This window comes from Rossellomorea sp. NS-SX7 (genome assembly GCF_052828565.1).
This window is the reverse complement of sequence record NZ_CM128249.1, coordinates 598,833-618,853: the sequence shown is the minus strand read 5'-3', so window position 1 is coordinate 618,853 and position 20,021 is coordinate 598,833. Positions and strand designations below refer to the sequence as shown.

The following is a 20,021-nucleotide window of genomic DNA, read 5'->3' as shown; positions in this document are numbered from 1 at the left end:
TGATACTCACCTGTACATGGGTTAGCCCCGCAATTATTTTAAGATGAGAAACAGGACCATTCACAATGAACAGGAACAGCTCCCTTAGTGATCATCCTCTTTGAATGTCATCTTCTCAAATGGAAGTTCGAACTGTGTCTGCTTGAACGATAACCCTTGTAACTCGGACGGTGCCACCACGGTCATGCTTCCATTCGAGATCGGGATGAAGACAGCTTCTTCGTGAACGATGGTGAGGATATCCTCATACAATGATCTCTTTGTTTCTTCTTCCGTCGCCCTCATCACATCGTCGATCTTCTCGTACAGTTCATTCGCCTGTTTAATGCCTTTTGTTGTATGAAGATACGAGGCTTCCGACGTGAAAGCAGCGATCGTGCTTTGCGGATCATAGGCAAGTCCCCATGTCTGGTTGAAAAGAAGATCATATTCCCCGGTGGATCGTCTATTGGCAATGGACGTAGATTCTTCCCCAACGATATCAAGCTGGACCCCGATTTTTTTTAATGAACTCTGAATGAATTCAGCCTGTGTCTTCTGTGAAGATGAATTGATGTCATAGAATAACTGCATGGCTAACGGTTCTCCGTCTTTCATGCGTACCTTTCCTTCTTTTGCACCCTTCCAGCCTGCAGCATCGAGAAGCTCTCCTGCTTTTTCTAAATCGAATCCTCGTTTTTCAAGCTCGACATCAGCATAGTTCACGTTTGATGAAAACAGGGTATGCGCTTCGGTTTCTGTCCCGTCCAGGATTCCTTCTGTGATGGTCTCACGGTCGATTGCATACCAGATGGCTTCACGGACGGCTTTCTCACTGACAGGATTGTCTGTTTTACTGCTGTTGGCAACGATCATTTTCGTATTCATCGGATCACTTTTCACCACTTGGTAACCACCGCTGCCGGCTAACTCATCCATCGCTTCCTTATTCAAAGTGTCAGCACCGCGGTCATCAGTGAAGGCGAAATTGATTTCCCCTTTTTGAAACGCAAGGAAAGTCGTCTCACCGGCAGGAAGCACTTTGGCTGTGATGTTCTTTATGGAGGGCTCTCCATCCCAATAGTGCTTATTCGCCTCGAATTTGGCATACTCATCGACTTTATGTTCCTTCAGTGTGTAGGGACCGGTTCCATGATAGCCATTGACGCCGTTCTTTGTTTCCCCTTCTTTGAAATCATTCGGTGACAGGAACACATAAGGCCTAGTCATCGATAGCTCGACAAGCGCAGGATCATACGGCTCTGATAAAACGAGCTCCACTGTATGCTCGTCTACCGCCCGGACCCCTTTAATCTTTGACGAAAGCTTGATCCAAGAGTGCTTTTCCGCATTGTGCTGAACGGCTTCGATATTCTTCTTCACCGCTTCGGCGTTGAACGGTTCCCCGTCGTGAAAAGTGACGCCTTTCCTCAGATGGAACGTATACACCTTGCCGTCTTCAGATAGTTCCCATGATTCGGCAAGCAGCGGTTGAATGCCATCTTCCGTATTTTCAACCAATGATTCGTACACTTTCCCCTGTGCGGGCATCGATCCCGCATACAGATGCGGATTCATGTCATTGATATCCTTTGCTGTCGCATATACCAGCTCATTTTTTCCGTTGTGCTCCCCGGCATCTCCTTCTGTTTTTGATGAGCAGCCAGCCAGTCCTGTCATGATCAGGAGTGCCATGGACAGCAAGGTAAATCGTACGTGAATGTTCATTCGTCTCTCCCCATTTCTTTATTTGAAAAATTTATTGTTATACTGCAGCCATCACGATTCATTCAGGAAAGTGTCCGGTTCTCCTTGAAGCTCCACACCAAGCCCTCCCGTGATCCGTTCGACATCTTCACGAAAATCACGGACCAGGAATGCTTCGGATTGTTTTTCGCCTTGATGTGATTCTGCCACTTGTTTCAATTTAGCCTCATAAGTCCCCATCAGTTTGTCGATCGTCGGGCACTCAACCTTTAAATACCTGGCAACTCCCTGGATGATCTTGAGCCGGTAGTAATCCTCTTTCGGCATCCTCGGGATATCGAGTTCCCCTTCCCCGTTGACGAACATCTGCCGGATTGGAACCGCAGAGAAATCAAAGTATCTTCCTTCCTTGTCCGGGGTCGAAAATGGATCGATCAACAAGGAGGTATACCGTATGTACAGTAAGTATTCCTGGTGGATCGGCTCAAGTTGCTCAAAGGTCTCGATGTCTTGACGCGGCAGACTTTCAAGCCTCACCGGATAAGTATCGTCCGTCATGAACCGGAGGAGGTTGAGAGGCGCGATGTCGAGCTTCTTCAGGATTTCCATTATTTCCTGCCATTGACAGCGCATATCACGGATCAATCGCTGAGTGATCGGACCCTCAGGAAAAAGTTTATACACATACGTATTGGGGCCGTCCCCTTCAAAGATGGCCCTCAGCGTGAAGTCATTCATGAACAGGGGCGGGTGGACGTACAGTGATATATTCCTCGTCTCCGCTTCAAATGGGGATCGCATCTTGACCATCTCAATGCCGAGTTCCCTTCCGGCTGTCATGATCGACGGAACGATAGCGGATGATGTCCGGCTGGAACCAATGTAGAGCTTCTTCTTGATCGCCGTCGTGATCACGTGAGGAGAGGGCTCCCCTTTTACCCAGCGTGTATCCCCCAGATACGTGGAAAAACTGATCACTTCCGTCTCCCCATTGATCTCCCTCATGAAATGTTTTACCAGACGGCTGGATCCGAACGTAGGAGAAACCAGGACAATGCTATGCACCTTTTTCAACACATCAGGTTTGATGGCTTTCAGGACATCCATATATGCATCGGTCGTGACTGACATAACGAGGATATCCCACCTGCCTTCAACCGTTTCAAATCCGCGAAACACACGGTCCACTGTGCATGAGCCTGTTATTCTCTCATTCTTCTTATTTTGTGCAGACACCGTTAAGCGCTCCTGCTGCACCCCGAGGTCCCGGAAAAAATCATGGGAACGGACGGACTCCCTTCCCGCCATCCCAACCTCACAGCCCAACCTGTTTTTCGCCAGCACGGCAAGCTGTACGGAAGCAGGTCCCGTCCCGGCAATCAAAACCCGCCTGTTCATCGAATCCCTCCCCCCGATCGCTTCTCATAAATGAAGATATCGAAAATCTGATCGGGGCGTAAAAAGTTCTGTGCTATGACCCATTTCCCTTCATCCACTTCCTCGGAAGGGTAATTGAACAATGATTTAAGCGCATTGCCGTACCGCATCGACACGACCACCCCGTCACCGGTCAGATCATACAGCTTGTCAAGAATGTCATACTTCACCTCAACCGTCGAACTGAAAATGATATGCGTTATATCACTCAAATCTTCAAGAGCTTCAACAGTCTTCTGTTCGAGTCTGATATCAAGACCCTCCCCAAGCTTCTCCACAACTTTGCGTCCCAATATGACCGCGTCTTCATCGATATCGATCCCGATGACCTTCGCACCCGTGCGTTTCGCAATGACAAGCGGCGTCATCGGAAATGAACCGGATCCGACCAGAAGGACAACCGATTCCTCCGTCACCCGAAAGCGGCCGAACTCTTTATCAATGCAAGATTCAATATTCTCAAAGTAATCCGTTTTTCCAGTCCCTCCCCTTAAAAGCATGAGTGCCCGGTGCTTTTCCAGGGTCGCAACAGCCAGAGAGGAAGCCTTCCGCAGCAGATGCACCACAGATTGAACACCAGACTTTTCGAGCTGTTCCCATCTTTCTATGTATTCAACGTTAAGTATGAAACGGGAATACTCATCCACCACCCGTTCCAAATCCCCGGCATCACCGCCTTCAGAAGAAAATCCCTGAACGGCATGCTCGAATCGTTCCAGAAAGAGATATAATTCACCTTCAAATGTTTTGAGTGCTTTCAATCTATTCCCTCCTGTATGTTTTTCTAGCTTGGCGTCTGTCCTTTTACAGGAAGTCGCGCTGCGTGATAATTGTCTTTTAGCGGTTTGGCTGGCGGATTGGGAGTGTGGTGCCTGGCTCAAATCACTGCTTTTGTGCCTGGCTCAAATCACTGCTTTTGTGCCTGGCTCAAATCACTGCTTTTGTGCCTGGCTCAAATCAACGCTTTTGTGCCTGGCACCAATCAACGCTTTTGTGCCTGGCACCAATCAACACTTTTGTGCCTGGCACCAATCAACACTTTTGTGCCTGGCACCAATCAGCACTTCTGTGCCTGGCACCAATCAACACTTTTGTGCCTGGCACCAATCAGCACTTTTGTGCCTGGCACCAATCAACACTTTTGTGCCTGGCACCAATCAACACTTTTGTGCCTGGCACCAATCAACACTTCTGTGCCTGGCACCAATCAACGCTTTTGTGCCTGGCACCAATCAGCACTTCTGTGCCTGGCACCAATCAGCACTTCTGTGCCTGGCACCAATCAGCACTTCTGTGCCTGGCACCACTCAGCACTTCTGTGCCTGGCACCACTCAGCACTTCTGTGCCTGGCACCACTATTCCCATGCCCCGCCCTATCTGTTGGCCTTGATTCTATGTAGTCACGCTAGTGAGGGAAGTGCCGGATCTATGAAGGCCTTTCCTTCTGCAACGATTTCAACGGTGCCTTCAATCTCAATCGACGAGATGGACCCTTCTTTCCAATCGCACGTCACGTTCATATCCCCGCCAGGCTGCTTCACCACTGCCGAGATGCTCCCCTTCTTTTTCCATGCAAGATACGCTCCGAGCGAAGCGGTTCCGGATCCGCACCCCCTTTCCCATATCATGCTGCCGAGTTCTGGGACATAAATGAGTGGGACAAGCTCCCCCGTTTGTGGTCTGTATATCAGCACGCCAACAAGCTTCCCATCATACCCGGCACTTGCCCTGCATGCTATCATTTCTGCCTGCTTTCGGATGACTCCATCCACTTCATCGACTTCCACCACGAGATGGACAGCTTCCTCATAGGTAATCACTGTTAACGACATCGGACACTCTGCAGTCCGCTCCCTCTTCTCGATTCGTTCGGGAAGAGGCATCTCTAAGCGGCAAAAGTACCGCTCCATTTCCCGTCTCACCCGGGACCGGACAAGTCGATCCGACCCCGAAGTCTGTATATTCACCGTCAATGTAAGACCTTCAGCCACCTCCTTTTTTGAAGCAGTGAATGCAGCCAGGGACATGCACGCATTTCCGCAAAACTCTCCTCCGGCCATCCATAACGAGGTATCCGCACACACATCACCGGGTTCCTTGATGAATCCGACCTGCTCTGCATGCACACAGTCATAAGACATAAGACGGGAAGCGATATGTCCGTAATCTTCATGAGAATGCTGCGTCCTCACAAGGATGGTCATATTCTCGGTCGGATTGAATTTGATAAAATCGACTTCCTGCTTCATTGGCACCCCTCTGTATTCTTTTAATTCGTAATCATTACGATTTATAACCTAAAAAAATGCAAGTGGATCATATCTTTATCCCAATGTGATCTCGCGTAAAATTTTCTCCGCATAAGCCAGGGCATCCGATTTGTCGGCTCCGGATCCCACCCGGCACCTGCGTTCTTTTACACTCACTTACCCACATAAAACGTAACGATTACGATTTACCTGTTTATACTATTCCTTTCCCCAACTCCTGTCAATTTATTTTTCAAGTAAATGAAAGCCAGCGGCATTCGTATTTACAGTGATCATAGGTAGAATGGCAGACCCTGGCAATCAAAAGAGGGCTGGTTGACTCAGGCGCTGCCCACAACTTCCTCCCTACTCGATTGATCGTTTATTTTCACAAAACGGAATAATTTCGATTTACAAATCGTAATCATTACGATAGACTACCAAATGAACAATTGAAAAGGAGAGTAACTCATGAACAGATTAGCCTTATTTATGATAATTGGTGCTTTAGTCATTTTATCTGCATGCCAGAATAATCCGTCTTCCACTTCTTCGGAAAAGGAGGATTTGACCATCACGACTTCCCTCTATCCACTTCAGTACTTTGGTGAAAGAATCGGAGGAGATGTTGTGGAAGTCAGCACACTACTGCCCCCCGGTGCAGATGCCCATACCTTCGAACCGACCCCGAAGGATATGATTGCCATCGCGGAATCCGATTTATTCATCTACAACGGACTTGGGATGGAATCCTATTCCAGCAAGATAGCAGCATCCCTCAAGGATGAAGAAACATTGATGTTGGAAGCGACAAATGGCGTCGATGTGATTTCTGCTTCACATGATCATGAAGATGAGCATGGGGCTGCTGAAACAGGGGAGAGCGACTCTGATAACAATCAACATGAAAACCGGGAAAAAGCAGAATTCAGTGGTGATTCCCCTGGGGATGATGCTCATGATGAACAAGGGGAAACTACTTCCGACGGTGAAGCTTCTCACGAAGAGGAGACCCATGACAGGCACAGCGAGGATTCTTCCGAAAGTGATGCCAATACCGGAGAGGATCACAGCGGCGATGAGGATAAAGAGCACAGCCATGGAGATTATGATCCCCACGTTTGGCTTGACCCCAAACGTTCTGAAAAGCTTGCAGCCAACATACGGGATGCACTGATTGAATTACGACCGGAAGAAAAAGAGACATTTGAGAAAAACTACAAGGATTTACAGAAAGATCTGGACACGCTTCATCACGACTTCAGTAAAGCTGTAGAAGGAAAAGAACATCCAGAAATCCTTGTCTCCCATGCAGCATACGGATACTGGGAAGATACTTACGGAATCGAACAGCTGGCTGTGGCCGGATTGTCCCCTACGGACGAACCATCTCAGAGGGAACTGAAAAACATAATCGTAAAAGCAAGAGAACACGGTTTCAACTATGTCATCTTCGAACAAAACGTCACACCTCGAATAGCGAAAATCATTCAAAACGAAATCAAGGCCAAACCACTCCATATTCACAATTTATCGGTATTGACCGAGGAGGACATCGAAGCGAATGATGATTATATGTCACTGATGAAAGAGAATATTGAAACCATCCGCAAAGCGGTGGAAGATCAATAAGGTTGATAGCATGATAGAAAGCCCTGCTGCAGTTTTGCTGTGCAGGGCTTTATTGATAAATGGAGGTAGGGAGATGGCAGGAAAGGAATAGATTCAGAGTGAGTTAGAAGTATAAGTGAATACGAGGTTCAATCAAAGGGTTTTTTCTAGTAAACCACTGAAAAATACATGAAATAATGACAATTCATACATTTTCCTCAAATCAATATCCTCCAGCGGTTTCTTCAGCATTTCTGGCGCAATGTATTAAACTTTTCATCCAGTCAACTGAGACAATGGGAACTTAATCGTGCCAGTTATTGAAAATACGATCCACTTTTTTAAAATACATGCAACTTGTCAGAAATACGTTCCCCTTTTCTCATTTTCAAACCAGATTCGAGATTTTCATTCCACTTTTCAAAAATACATGCAACTTGTCGAATAATCTTTGACTCTGGTGCTGGCAGTGCAGGTCCAAAAACCTTTTAATTTGTCAAAACCATTTTTATTTACAGGCATGATGTTTTTGCAACCAAAAAGGTGCCTGATCCCGATACGCTGAATCAAGCGTATCAACAATCAGGCACCTTTCCCTCATTCAGCCCCTCTTACAAGTTCCCTCATCGCATTCAGCTTCTTCGTCAGCGCAAGGAACCATTCTTCATCCCCTGTCGACAGGGCCAAGTCGATCAGGAATCGGATTTGTTCTTTATTGGCTATTTTGGAATTGGGCAGTTTCTTCACATCTTTTGTCATTAAAGGGATGGAACGGCCCTCGATTTCCCTGTTATCACTAGTGATGACTTTGGCGCTCACGGTGGCTCCCTGAAGATCGAGGTTCTCGACATACCCGATGATCAATTCGCCGTTGCGTGATGTGCCTTTTACCCAATCGCCGGTTGTCAGGATTGTGTTCATATTTACACCCTCTTTTTAAACTGAAATATTTTTCATTACATTTAGGACAGATGAAAGGCCTAAACCTTCCATGTCAATTCCCTTTTGAAATCAGATCAACGATGTCTTTAATGGTATACTGCTTTAAATATTCGCCAAGATGCTCCTCAGCACCGAGGAAGATGGTGAACAGTACCTTGTGCATATTCGCACCGACTACACATGCTTCATTCGATTCGGGGCACTTCGGCTGCAGGGCACCTTCCGAGGTGAGCGTGTAGATGTCCCAGAGGCTCACTTCACTTAATTCTTTTGCAAAAATGAATCCCCCGCCGGTCCCTTCCTTCGACTTGATGATCCCATGCTTTTTCAATATGCTCAGGACTTTACGGATACGGACGGCATGCACGCCTGCACTCTCTGCTATTGCGTCGCTTTTGGACATCCGGTCATGCTGCAGGGCAAGATACGTTAAACTGTGAATGGCCAGAGTAAAATTACTATTCATGGGCTGCCTCCTGTTTTCTATCTGCACGTAATGGTAAAGGTTACAGATCAGCCAGTCAAGTCTCCTAGTTCGCCTCTTTCATCAATTCTTGATAAGAAAACTCACGAAGCTTGCGTGGCAGGAAACTGCGGATCTCTTCGTCATTGTAGCCGACCTGGATCCGTTTTTCATCCAGCATGATCGGTCTTCTGAGCATTTTCGGATTGTCTATGATGAGCTGATACAGCTGCTTGAGCGGAAGCGCATCAAGATCGACGTCCAACTCTTTATACGTCTTGGAATTCTTCGAAATGATCTCCTCCGTCCCTTCCTCGGTAAGGCGCAGGATCGATTTGATCTCATCCACCGTCAGCGGTTCCGACAAGATGTTCCGTTCCGTATAGTCAATTCCATGCTCTTCAAACCATGCTTTCGCTTTCCGGCAGGAAGTACAGCTCGGTGTAAGGTATAGTGTGACCATTTTATTCACTCCTTCGAGGCTTTCGCCGTTATATATAGATTATTGTATGTTACGATAATTTAAATGTAACAATTTATTTTACAGTTATGTTTGATAAAAAAGGTTTCACTTCATTCAAGATGATGAATGACTGCAATACCTTTTATACTGTAATGATAATATTTACAGATAGAGAAGTCAACACCTTATTTGGTTCCTATCCAAATGATTGCAGGGGACGGTTCTTTTGATTTGGGTGTGGTGGGCCTTTTGTCGGCTCCAGGTAGCAAATCACACTTTCTCAATATCGCGTAAAAGCAATCCGCCTCATCCCGCTCCAAAACCAAATAATGAGGACCCCCGACAAACCAGGAGTCCCCTCTCATTCTACTCTCCCCCACTCGCACTCACCGTTCCGTCCACCTTGACGGCTGTCCAGTCCCGTGCAAACAGGCCAGTGTATACCAGAACCGTACCAAGCATAACAATGAAGCCGATGTAGACGCTCATCATCGTCGGCATGAGAAAGGCACCGATGATGATGGTGGAGCGTGCGACAAGGTCCGCTCCGCTGAAGGACAGGTTAGAGAACGCGGAGTAGGAGCCGCGTTTGTCGCTCGGGATCATGTTGGCTTGCTCGGCGTTTCTGATCGGGGAGTAAACGAGTTCCCCAAGCGTCGCAATCAGGTTGAACGCGATCAGTACATACCAGGTGTTGGCGGATGTAACCGTTGCATATCCGATGCCGTACAGGATGAGGCCGATCAAGAGCGCATTCTTTTTATTCATGCGGTCCGTATAGCGGTTGATAATGAACGTGAAGCATACGACGAGAAGCATGTTCTCGATGTTCAGGATACTGAGCATCCGGACCCCGGCGATTTCGAAATTCCCGATGTTCACCGACTTGAATGTCTCGGCAAGACGGATCCCGATATAGCTGTTGAGGGAGAATTCCGCTGCAAAGATGAAGGTGGAGCCCGCGACCACTTTTACAAAGGCAGAATCCTTGAAGGCAATCCGGTAATTGTTGATGAGGTCGATGAACACATTCTCGTGCTGTTTCTGAAGCTGGTCCTTGAACTTGTCCTGCAGCCAGATGCCATAAGCGATCGGGATGGTCGTCGAAGTGAAGGTCAGCAGCATGAACAGTTCTGTTTTATGGTTCAGGTAGAGCAGTCCTCCCAGTGCTGCACCGATCGCCATCGACAGGTTGACGAGCCAGTAATCGAGGGCGTAGACGGCTTTCCGGTTCTCCGGCGTCGTCGAATCGATGATGATCGCATGCATCGCCGGACGGCCGAGGCTGCTCGTGATGATGAACCCGATATAGGCTCCGGCAAACAGCATGATCATGTTATCTTCCGGAAGTAAGCTGACGGTCATGATGAGGAAGAACAATGCGTTCAGCCAGGATGTTGTCAGCAGCACCTTCTTCCTTGGAAATCGGTCAGATATGTAGCCGCCGACCAGGTTGATGAAAAATCCGATCACCACTGTGATGATCAGGAACGCCCCTGCCCAGATCTTATTCATCTCCTGGGCAAAGAACAGCGCCATGAACGGCATGACGGCGGATGATACAGCGCGATTAAAGAATGAGGTGATCATTCGTACTTTGATATTCTGAGGTAATTCCTTCCATTTCATGTTGTTCCCCTCCTCTATTTACTGTATAGTAAACTAGACGAATTTTTTAAAAAATAGACACTTTTCAAAACGATGTCCCCTTTTAGGAGGAGAAGGCAAATGGAGAATAAATTACTCACGCTTTGGAGGTACTACCCATCAGGAAGCATCCGAGTAGAAGAAATCTCTGAAACGCTTCAGTTAAGCCATAAACAGACGACCCGATATTTGAAAAAATGGAATGAAGAAGGCTGGATCAGCTTTACACCCGGCCGCGGACGGGGGAACGTATCGACACTTTCATGGAAGAAGGATGTCGAGGAAGTATTTGAGGAAGAGGCCGTGAAGCTCATCGATCAGGAGCCAGTCGAACGAAGCAGCAAGTATCTGATGTACGACTGGTCGACGGACAGCAAGATGAGACTGATGAACAAATTCCACACGAAACTCGGGTTTGTGCAGGAATCACAGGATAAGCTGATCGTACCGAAACGATATCCCTTCTTCTCCATCCATCCGTTGGAGGCGGCCGATGTGCTCAGCGCCCACTTGGTGGCAAACGTATTCAACCGGCTCGTCTCCATTACCGAGGAAGGAGACATCATCCCGGAACTCGCACACAGCTGGGACATCTCCTCTACTAAACTGCGACTTTATTTAAAAAAGGATATCAAATTTCATGACGGCTCCATGTTGACGGCAAAGGATGTCGCTGCCTGCCTCGAAAAACTCCGGACGTATCCGCACTACCGGGAACTATGGGCACCTGTTGAAACCATCGAGGTGAAGGCCCCACTCGTCATCGACATCGGCCACTCCGGGGGTTGTAGTTATATGCTTCCGATGCTCACCATGATGTGTGCGAGCATCTATAAGGATATTAAAGGACGGATGATCGGGACCGGCCCCTTTTCCATCGAGGAAAATAGCGATTCTAAGACGACCCTTGCGGCATTCAAGGAACACTTTCAAGAGCGTCCGCTGCTTGATACCGTCGAGTTTGTCCAGGTTCCCCGGGATTTCAAGGGAATCTATCATTCTCACATCGAGCGGAATCAGTCCTCATCTGTTGAAGTGGAGAGTGACTCCGGATTCGGCATTGTGATCATGAATGCTTGCCCGGGCCGGGACTCAGCGATTCAGAGGAAGGAAGTCCGCGATTATCTCCACTGGATCATTGCGAAGAACCGTCACACGATCGGGGAATGCGACCCGCGGATGAGACCGAATGCCAAGAGCATCCTCATCGGGCAGGATCATCAACTTACTATCACGGAGGCTGAAAGGCCATCATTCACAGAACCGATCGTGATCCGCTGTGCCAATCACACAGCGAAGACGACCCAGTGGCTTGTGGATCTGTTTGAAAAGGAGAAGATTCCCGTCAAACTACAGTGGTTTTCCTTTGCCGACACGTTGACGAAACAGCCGGAGACATTGAATGTCGACCTCTTTGTGCATGGGGAAATCTTCGAATCCAATCAGGACTTCTCGTTTTATCATTTTTTGAAAAATGGCTTTTCCCCTCTTTACCATCTATTTGAGGAAAATGGACAATGGAAGGATCAGCTGGATGCATACCTTCATACACCATTCGAGGATTGGACCGTCTTGAATTTAAAAATCGAGAAGATGCTTATCGAAGAATCGATCATGATCCCCCTCTACTACGAAAAACGATACATCCCGTTTTCAACGGACATCATGAATATCGATTTCAAGCATTTCGGGTATGTGGATTTCTCGAAACTGTGGGTGCGGCCGGAGGTGTAAGTCACCAACCCGAAGGCCCGTCCCGGCGCGCGTTAACGCATTAACGCATGCTGGGACGGGCCTTCACATTTACATGTAAAAGGGAGCCGCACCGGCAGCCCCCTTTCTTCATCTAGTTTCCTGCACCTGTATCCTTCACACGGAGCACCACGTTATCGATGGTGATCTCATGTGAGCCGGAAAATTTCCCCATGAGGAACTTCAGAGACACTAGATCATTCGCACTCATGACAAAGTCAAATGTATAGTTCTTCATGTTGTTTTCCACCGCAATCGACTCACTCAGGTATCGGTAGTAACCTGCATTCTCAAGCGTCACTTCCATATTACGGGCCACCGTCGAACGGGCGTCAAAGGACAATTCATAGGTAAGACCCTGCCCGAGTTCCAGTCCCGGCTGCTCCGCCAGCACACTCCAGGTTTCCTGCCCCGCGTTCTGAATATCCACATTCAGCATTTCATTATCCCCTGTTACGGACGCAACGGCATCTGTATGGATATAATGACCCCAAGATTCCAGACCGGAAACAAAATCACCATTCTTCAGAGGCTCCAGCTCCACATCAATCGACGTCTTCACAAGCCTCACATTATCCAGATACACATCGCCGCTCGCACCGCCAAGCTTGAACAGCAGCTGACCGAACTCATCGCTCTGACCTTCAGGCATCGTGAAACTTACCGTATGCGATGCCATCTCTTCGTTCAACTCAACCGGTACCGAATCCGAATAACTAACCGTCCCGTCTTCACTCAGGAACTCAACCTCGATTCCCCGAGGCGCAGAAGCACGAGCATCGAACGTCAATTCATAATCCGCATCCGCATCAAGCTGCAATCCAGTCTGCTTCACCTGGACGTCATCGGCTGAAGAACCTCCGTCTGAAATTCCCACATGCAGCTCCCGTGCTTCTTCCGACACATCCGCACTCGCTGCTGCAGTCCCGTTCACGACAACATCCCAATACTTCATCCGCGTCATGTCGCCCTGATCAAAGGTACCATTATAAATATGGTTCCCGTCAGGAAGCGGGTTTTTCGAAGCACCTTCCGGATCGACCGGCTCCATCTCTTCCACCCGGACGTTTCCGATCCATACCGGCGCATTCCCGTTCGCACCCATATTGAACTCGAGTCTTGCCGCAATATCCGTGTCCTGACGGTGCGTGAACGTATACTCATATGACTGAACCGTATTCGTCAGCTGAATCGTCTGCTCGCCTGAATAATTGGCGTATCCTCTCTCGGCTCCGCCCGACACTTTCGACATCATCGTACGATTGGTATCCGACTTCGCGTCAAAGCTAACCTTATACAAACCGCCTTCCGCGATCGACACGTTCTGGATCAGCTGCAGCGCCCATAACGCATTTCCGGGGTTCGTCACCGCTGTTTTGGCAAAAGAAACGCCGTCTATTGTTTCCTTCGTGATTGTCCCGCTTCCGCCGAAGTCCGGCAGCGTCACGAAATTCCAGTATGTCCCGTCCAGCGTTTCACCAGAAGCATCTACCACCGTGAACGGCTCTGAATAACCTGCATCATAAATGTAATTTCCATCTTCAAGCGGGAACTTGGCCCCTTCCGGCAGCTCTTCCTTCACCTGCTCAGGCTCGACCGGCTCCATATACTCTCTGCCCGTCAGCTCATACACACGAACATAATCCACTTCCATCTCCCCCGGGAAAGGAGTCGTCCGGTCAGGATCGCCGCCATACCAGCCGCCGACCGCCAGATTCAGGATGAGATAGAATTCCTGGTCGAACGGTGCAGGGAATGCGTACTTGTCCGCCTGATTCGTCCCTTGTGTAAACCAATCATTTAACGTCTGATAAAGCTTCCCGTCCACATACCATCGGATCTCGCCGGGTTCCCATTCAACTCCATACGTATGGTAGCCTGTCGCATCCTCACCTTCTGGAAAATGATAATCCTTCGCTGTATACGTATTATTCGGAAATTCCTCCCCGTAATGGATCGCCCCGCCGATCTTGCTCGTATCACCGCCGGCCGATTCCATAATGTCGATTTCCCCTGAAGTCGGCCATTTTCCATACACATCATCTTCAGGCATCATCCAAAATGCGGGCCAGAATCCCTGTCCTTCCGGCAGCTTCATCCGCGCCTCGAACTTCCCGTATTTTTTAGAAAACAAGTCCTTCGTCTTCAGCTTGGCAGAAGAATAATCATACGAACCGAACTGATCGGTGATCGGCCTTCTCTCCTTCTTCGCCTTGATCACAAGATTCCCGTCACGGATAAATGAATTCTCCGGTGAATCCGTATAGTACTCAAGCTCATTATTCCCCCACCCTGGAGAGATCCCCGTGCCGTTCTCATCCACAATCCAGTTCCCGATGTCATACGTCCACTTCTCTGGATCGATCTCATTCGAAATGAACTCATCCGACCACACAAGCGTCCAGTCAGACTCGGTCGTCCCCGCCTGATATACCGTGACCTGTCCAAGCTTTGATCCTTCCGATTTCACCTGATTCTGCACCTTCTCATCCATGTAGACTTTCCCGTCCACCTTCACATTCTTCAAAAGTACATTTCCTTTCTCAGCAGCGCCCCCGGTTACGTAAAGATCCCCCTTGATCCTCACATCTTCGAGCGTCACATCCCCATGATTCACCAGCGCATTCCCCGCAATGTCCTCACCGGAATACTCACCAGCTTTATGATAAAAACCATCCGCCTTCTCATTAAACAAACGGATCGCACCCAAAAGTTTCAGGGGCTCGCTGTCATTTTCACCTGCAGCTGTTTCCCTGCCTGGAAGCACATAATCAAGAACTTTCAGTGCTTCCTCTTTCATCACCGCAGCATTAGCATCGGCCCCTTCACCGAACACCTCATCCCAATATCCAATTTCTTTCGCCAGTTTCACTACATCCGCTTTTTTCGGCGAATTCCCTTCATTTCCTAAGCCAACAAACCTATGAATGAGTACAGCAAATTCAAACTTTGACAACGCCGCATGAGGATTCTTCTTCATCTTCCCTGCCCCGTTGAAGATTCCTCTTTGCTCCCAGCGTTTCAACATTGCCTCATCCGCACTGCTCGTCCCCTTTGCTCCAGCAGGCAGTACCACAGACAATGCCAGCACCAACACAAGCATGACCATCACCACTTTGTTTCTCATTTCTCTGTTTCCTCCTTTGTTTGTATATGTGAAGAAGGGGGATGCCCTTCGCAACACCAAGATACGGATTACGAAACCGGCTTCGAAATAGAGCAAAATGAATGTCTAACCGGTAGAATCAATGAAGTTTTGCAATCTAGAATCTGTAAATCTTACTAATTACTATCGTCGAAACCGGTTTCGATTTTGACTGAAAAATCAAACGCTTCTTTTTATCAATAAGCGGCTGCACAATTTCATTCAAGGCTACGTCAGTCCATGTAAGACTGCACCTTCCCCGGATGACCGTAACCTTCTGTGGGGAGTCTCACATTCACCGATTTTCCAGCAAAAGGCCGGACTGTCAACTCCAATCAACAGCTGGAACCGCATAAAAAGAAAACGCTTTCTCGCTTTTATAGATTACTATATTTCATCCATGAATTCCTCTTATTGTTAAAAAAATCAGAATAAACACGAAAATATACCCATTCCTTAGTTCGGATAGGCGGTGTTCCTAAGCCCCCCTCCTCCATATGTAAAGTTGTACTTCCCCCTAACTAAAAACAAGGCCCGCCCCTCGCACTGCTAAAGCGTTAACGCAGTGAGGGACGGGCTTCGGCTGTTCCGTTCATATTCCTTTCGCTTACCTCCCCCTCATGGATCGGGAAGGACAAGATCACGGAGGTTCCTTTGTTGGGCTTGCTCAGGACCTTGATAGTTCCTTTCATTCCTTCGATTAATTGAAAGACCGTCATCATCCCAAGACCAGTCCCATTCTTGCCTTTCATGGAGAAGTAAGGCTCCCCGAGGCGCATGAGCTGTTCCTTCGACATTCCGATTCCTGAATCGTTTATGACAATAAATACGTTTTTCCCGTCGAGATAGCTGAAGATCCGTAATGTTCCGCCCGTCCCCATGGCTTCCAGCCCGTTTTTCATGATGTTGATGAGGACTTGCTGCAGCTTGTTCGGATCGCCTTTTATTGAATGGTCATGGGTGATGTTCATCTTAAGATCGATGCCCTTTTTCATGGCAAGTGGCATGATGATTTCCTTCGACCGGTTGACTTCTTCCCTAATCTCTACTTCCACTTCAACTTCAGGGTGAGGCCTGGCAAAGTTCAAATATTGGTTGATCACCTCTGTGGCGCGGTCAATTTCACTGACGGCCACCTTCGAAAGTTCACTGTTGACGGTAAAATTGGAAGGGTCTTCATTGATCAGTTGCAGAAATCCCTTTACGGTTGTCAAAGGATTTCGCACCTCATGGCTCATGCTTGCTGCCAAATGACTGACCACCTGCATTTTTTCATATTTGATTGCTTCCATTTGAAGAGTGGAAATGGTCCGGATGATTTCAAATAAGTAAAATACAAAGAAAGTCGACGCTGTCAGGACGACCGAATAGATCAAGAACGAAACGATATGACCGAAATCAAAGATCATCGATGGAATCAACAAGGAAAGAATCGAGAAAACGAACGAAAAGAATGTATACCAATATACCCTCGCCTTCCATGGTCTTCGTTCCAATCTCGGACGCGCATAATAAATGACAAGTGTAAAGAGAACTGCCATGATCACCGTAATGATCAAGCCCGTCCCTAACAGCGGCACCCGGATCGCAATCATCGTGGCAGCGATCCAAGGCAAGACGCGGTTCCCGCCATATACCCCGCCTAATAGAAAAGGGATGAACCGTAAATCATAAACAAATCCATCTTCCAATTGAACGGACAGACCTACACTGACTAACATGAGAAGAGCACTGATTATATAGATCCAAAGTGGCTTAATGTGAGTTTTATGTACTTTATTTTTGGGAAGAAAATTAAAGTTTAACAGTAAAATGATGATCAAGATGACAAGGAGGTTGATCAGTAAACCCGTTAGCAGCTCAGAATGATTCATCGTATATCCTCCACAATCCTAAGTTCTGTATTTTCACTATTTTCAATAATCATTTCTTATTACCCATTATAAAGGATGTGGGTTGATTTTGTTTCACCATAAAAATGTCCCAAGTTTCTAGAACAAAAAGGGACGGATTATCTATTAGAAATAGAAGAAGCCGTCCTATTTTTTTCCCCGTGAATTCAGACATTTCTCTGTCCAGCCTATTACCCCTAACCTCTTTGTTCACGTCTGCCCTCGAAAGACCTGCATCTCCATTTGCGGCAAAGCATGCCAGATTGGCATTGTCAATCCGAATAACTTGGGAAAATTTCTATTCAAACGATTACCAGAAAAAATGATTATTTCCAATACGACCAATATATGAGAAGTCCCGTCCCGAACTGCATGAACACGTCACTGCAGTCCGGGACGGGACTTCTCTTTATTCTATGCTTCCAACGGCAGCCGGATCACAAATCTGGTCCCTCTCCCTTTTTCACTGAAAACATCAATCGTCCCGTCATGCATCAGCACCAACTGCTTCACGATCGATAACCCAAGCCCGAATTCACCGTATGGGTTATTGGTCCGCGACAGGTCCGCTTTATAGAACCTGCGCCAAATCGACTGGATTTCCTCGGGGTCCATGCCGATCCCTGTATCTTCGATTTCGATGACGGTTTCACCACTCGAAGACGTGCCGCTCAATGTGATCGTTCCGCCTGTGGTGAATTGGATGCTGTTTTTCGTAATGTTGATCAGGATCTGGATGAGACGGTCATAGTCGGCATGTACCTTGGCAGAAGGATCAGCAAGAATCTTGATGTCATTCCCCTGTTCTTCCGACTGAAAATCAAGCTGCTCCTTAATGACTTCAAGTACTTCCAAGAGCGGTACGGTTACTTTTGTGATGGCAATCTGGTTGGAACGGATTTTTTCATAGTCGAGGTTTTCATTGACCAGTTTGATCAGCCGTCTCGTTTCCTGGCTTACGAGACCGAAACTCTTCTCTTTCTGTTCTTCCGGGATCATGTCGTTTCTGATCCCCTCGATGACACCGCGGATTGTTGTCAGCGGTGTTCTCAGTTCGTGTGACACATCCGCCATGAACTGTCTTCTCCTGTTTTCGAGGGCATCGATTTCCTCTTTGGATGCCCGCAGTTTCGTCACCATTTCATTGAAGTCCCCGGCAAGGTCGCCGATTTCATCGAAATTGGAACTTGGGACATGAACATCGTATTGACCGGATGACACAAGAGAAGTGGCGTCCCTGATCCGCTGAATCCTCTTTACATGAAGCTTTGATAACAACAAGCTGATCAGCAGTGAAATCGCCAATGAAAGAAGGACGATATAAAGAAGATATTTATTGATTTCAGTCAGCATTTCCCTCGTTCCGCTGATCGGGGAAATGAGGATCAGTCCGCCGGCCAGTTGATCATTGATGATCCGCGGCATGATGACGAGTGATACCGCCTGGTCAAAGCGGCCGAAATCCTTTTTCAGCGGCACGGTCTCACCACGTTCGATCTTTTGCCACTCTTCTTTCGAAAGCTCGATCCGCGGGTACACCCCGCCCCGTGAAAAGGAGACTTCCCCTTCCCGGTTGAACGTGATCAAATCGATGTTCCGGGCCTGAAGCAGATTGCCGTATTGATCCAGATAGAGGGGCCTTCTCGGACTAGGCCTTTCGAGGTCCGATAGAATTTTCTCCCCATACGACCTGAGTTCCGTGACTTTATTTTCGTAGACAAGATTCTCGACATAATGGGAAAACAGGGTGCCGAGTATCAAGAACGCGATGATGAGCACGCTTGTATGGCTGAGCAGCAGTTGATAAAGATATCTAATTTTCATCGCCGGCCGCCGTTTCATCGAATTTATAGCCTACGCCCCAAACCGTATGCAGATAAGGCTTTTCCTTGCTGCCGATTTTGTTTCTGAGCCGCTTGATATGGACATCGACCGTCCGCTCATCTCCGTAAAAATCATATCCCCAGACCCGTTCGAGAAGCTGCTCCCTCGAGAACACCTGGCGCGGATGCCGTGACAGGTAATAGAGCAATTCAAATTCTTTAGGAGTCAGGTTTGTCAGGGGAACGCCATTCAGAAAGACCTCGCGGGTTTCTTTACTGATCTTGAAGTCGGACGTCGCCACATCCTGGGAACCGATGTTTCTATCCCCCTGATAGCGGCGCGCAACCGCCCGGATCCTAGCCATCAGTGCAAGCGGCGAAAAGGGCTTGGTCACATAATCGTCTGCACCGAGCTCGAGCCCGAGCACCTGATCGGACTCACTGTCTTTCGCCGTCAACATGATGACAGGGACCTGCGACCGCTCCTCCCTGATCTTCCTGCATATCGTCACCCCGTCCATCCCCGGCAGCATCCAGTCGAGGATGATGACATCCCAGTCACCTTCCTTATAACGCTTGTACCCTTCAGCCCCATCGTGGACAAACTCCCCGTGAATGCCCTCTTTTATAAAAAACATCTCAAGCATCGACGTGACACTCTCATTGTCTTCCACTACCAGCACGTTCATCCTCATCTTCCTTTCTCGGATTCTCTTCCTTCAATTATTGTCGTATTCTCGCTAGGATTAATCTCACTTCATGCACATTATCGTTGTATTCCCGCTCGGTTCAATTTCACTGTATCTTTAATATAGTCGTTTTCACCAATCGTTGAATGTCACTCTATCTTTGCAAAATTAGTTTTATCAAGCGTTTCAATGTTACTCTACCTTTGCTAAAGTCTTTTTAC

14 protein-coding genes are annotated in these 20,021 nt (G+C 47.8%); 2 read left to right on the top strand and 12 right to left on the bottom strand.

Features of this window, described 5'->3' with window-relative positions:
• Window positions 1-84: 84 nt before the first annotated feature.
• The 4 genes from cntA to ACUXV2_RS02905 form a co-directional block, all read right to left on the bottom strand.
• Complete coding sequence (gene cntA, locus ACUXV2_RS02920; RefSeq protein WP_446245570.1) at window positions 85-1,707, bottom strand: staphylopine-dependent metal ABC transporter substrate-binding lipoprotein; 1,623 nt, start codon at window positions 1,705-1,707, stop codon at window positions 85-87.
• Between the two features lie 51 nt (window positions 1,708-1,758).
• Entirely contained in the window at window positions 1,759-3,084 is a 1,326-nt protein-coding gene (locus tag ACUXV2_RS02915; protein ID WP_446245569.1) for an opine metallophore biosynthesis dehydrogenase, read from the bottom strand.
• A complete protein-coding gene (locus tag ACUXV2_RS02910) occupies window positions 3,081-3,884 on the bottom strand; it encodes a nicotianamine synthase family protein (RefSeq protein WP_446245568.1) in 804 nt (267 codons plus the stop codon). The genes ACUXV2_RS02915 and ACUXV2_RS02910 overlap by 4 nt, the downstream gene beginning before the upstream one ends.
• A 640-nt stretch (window positions 3,885-4,524) precedes the next feature.
• The gene (locus ACUXV2_RS02905; protein ID WP_446245567.1) at window positions 4,525-5,373 is read right to left on the bottom strand and encodes a diaminopimelate epimerase; all 849 of its coding nucleotides are present in this window, start codon (window positions 5,371-5,373) and stop codon (window positions 4,525-4,527) included.
• A gap of 471 nt (window positions 5,374-5,844) precedes the next feature.
• Here ACUXV2_RS02905 and ACUXV2_RS02900 point away from each other — a divergent pair, with 471 nt between their 5' ends.
• A complete protein-coding gene (locus tag ACUXV2_RS02900; protein ID WP_446245566.1) occupies window positions 5,845-7,005 on the top strand; it encodes a metal ABC transporter solute-binding protein, Zn/Mn family in 1,161 nt (386 codons plus the stop codon).
• A 576-nt stretch (window positions 7,006-7,581) separates the two neighbouring features.
• On the opposite strand, the gene ACUXV2_RS02895 is transcribed toward ACUXV2_RS02900, so the two are convergent.
• From ACUXV2_RS02895 to ACUXV2_RS02880, 4 genes are all read right to left on the bottom strand, one after another.
• Window positions 7,582-7,905 carry an IDEAL domain-containing protein gene (locus ACUXV2_RS02895; protein ID WP_446245565.1) on the bottom strand — a complete coding sequence of 108 codons (324 nt, stop codon included), beginning with the start codon at window positions 7,903-7,905 and terminating at the stop codon, window positions 7,582-7,584.
• A 73-nt stretch (window positions 7,906-7,978) separates the two neighbouring features.
• A complete protein-coding gene (locus ACUXV2_RS02890; RefSeq protein ID WP_446245564.1) occupies window positions 7,979-8,392 on the bottom strand; it encodes an RrF2 family transcriptional regulator in 414 nt (137 codons plus the stop codon).
• A 64-nt stretch (window positions 8,393-8,456) separates the two neighbouring features.
• Window positions 8,457-8,852, bottom strand: coding sequence for a transcriptional regulator SpxA (spxA, locus tag ACUXV2_RS02885; RefSeq protein ID WP_446245563.1), 396 nt, complete (start codon window positions 8,850-8,852; stop codon window positions 8,457-8,459).
• A 366-nt stretch (window positions 8,853-9,218) separates the two neighbouring features.
• Complete coding sequence (locus ACUXV2_RS02880) at window positions 9,219-10,481, bottom strand: MDR family MFS transporter (RefSeq protein WP_446245562.1); 1,263 nt, start codon at window positions 10,479-10,481, stop codon at window positions 9,219-9,221.
• A 99-nt stretch (window positions 10,482-10,580) separates the two neighbouring features.
• Between ACUXV2_RS02880 and ACUXV2_RS02875 the strand changes: the two genes are divergently transcribed.
• The gene (locus tag ACUXV2_RS02875; protein WP_446245561.1) at window positions 10,581-12,233 is read left to right on the top strand and encodes an ABC transporter substrate-binding protein; all 1,653 of its coding nucleotides are present in this window, start codon (window positions 10,581-10,583) and stop codon (window positions 12,231-12,233) included.
• 112 nt (window positions 12,234-12,345) lie between these two features.
• Here ACUXV2_RS02875 and ACUXV2_RS02870 read toward each other — a convergent pair whose 3' ends face one another.
• From ACUXV2_RS02870 to ACUXV2_RS02855, 4 genes are all read right to left on the bottom strand, one after another.
• Entirely contained in the window at window positions 12,346-15,378 is a 3,033-nt protein-coding gene (locus tag ACUXV2_RS02870; RefSeq protein ID WP_446245560.1) for a carbohydrate binding domain-containing protein, read from the bottom strand.
• A 575-nt stretch (window positions 15,379-15,953) separates the two neighbouring features.
• Window positions 15,954-17,270: an ATP-binding protein gene (locus tag ACUXV2_RS02865; RefSeq protein WP_446245559.1), complete on the bottom strand. Its 1,317-nt coding sequence runs from the start codon at window positions 17,268-17,270 to the stop codon at window positions 15,954-15,956.
• Window positions 17,271-17,702: 432 nt separating this feature from the next.
• Entirely contained in the window at window positions 17,703-19,112 is a 1,410-nt protein-coding gene (locus ACUXV2_RS02860) for a sensor histidine kinase (protein WP_446245558.1), read from the bottom strand.
• Window positions 19,102-19,800, bottom strand: coding sequence for a winged helix-turn-helix domain-containing protein (locus ACUXV2_RS02855; RefSeq protein WP_446245557.1), 699 nt, complete (start codon window positions 19,798-19,800; stop codon window positions 19,102-19,104). The genes ACUXV2_RS02860 and ACUXV2_RS02855 overlap by 11 nt, the downstream gene beginning before the upstream one ends.
• Window positions 19,801-20,021 lie beyond the last annotated feature (221 nt).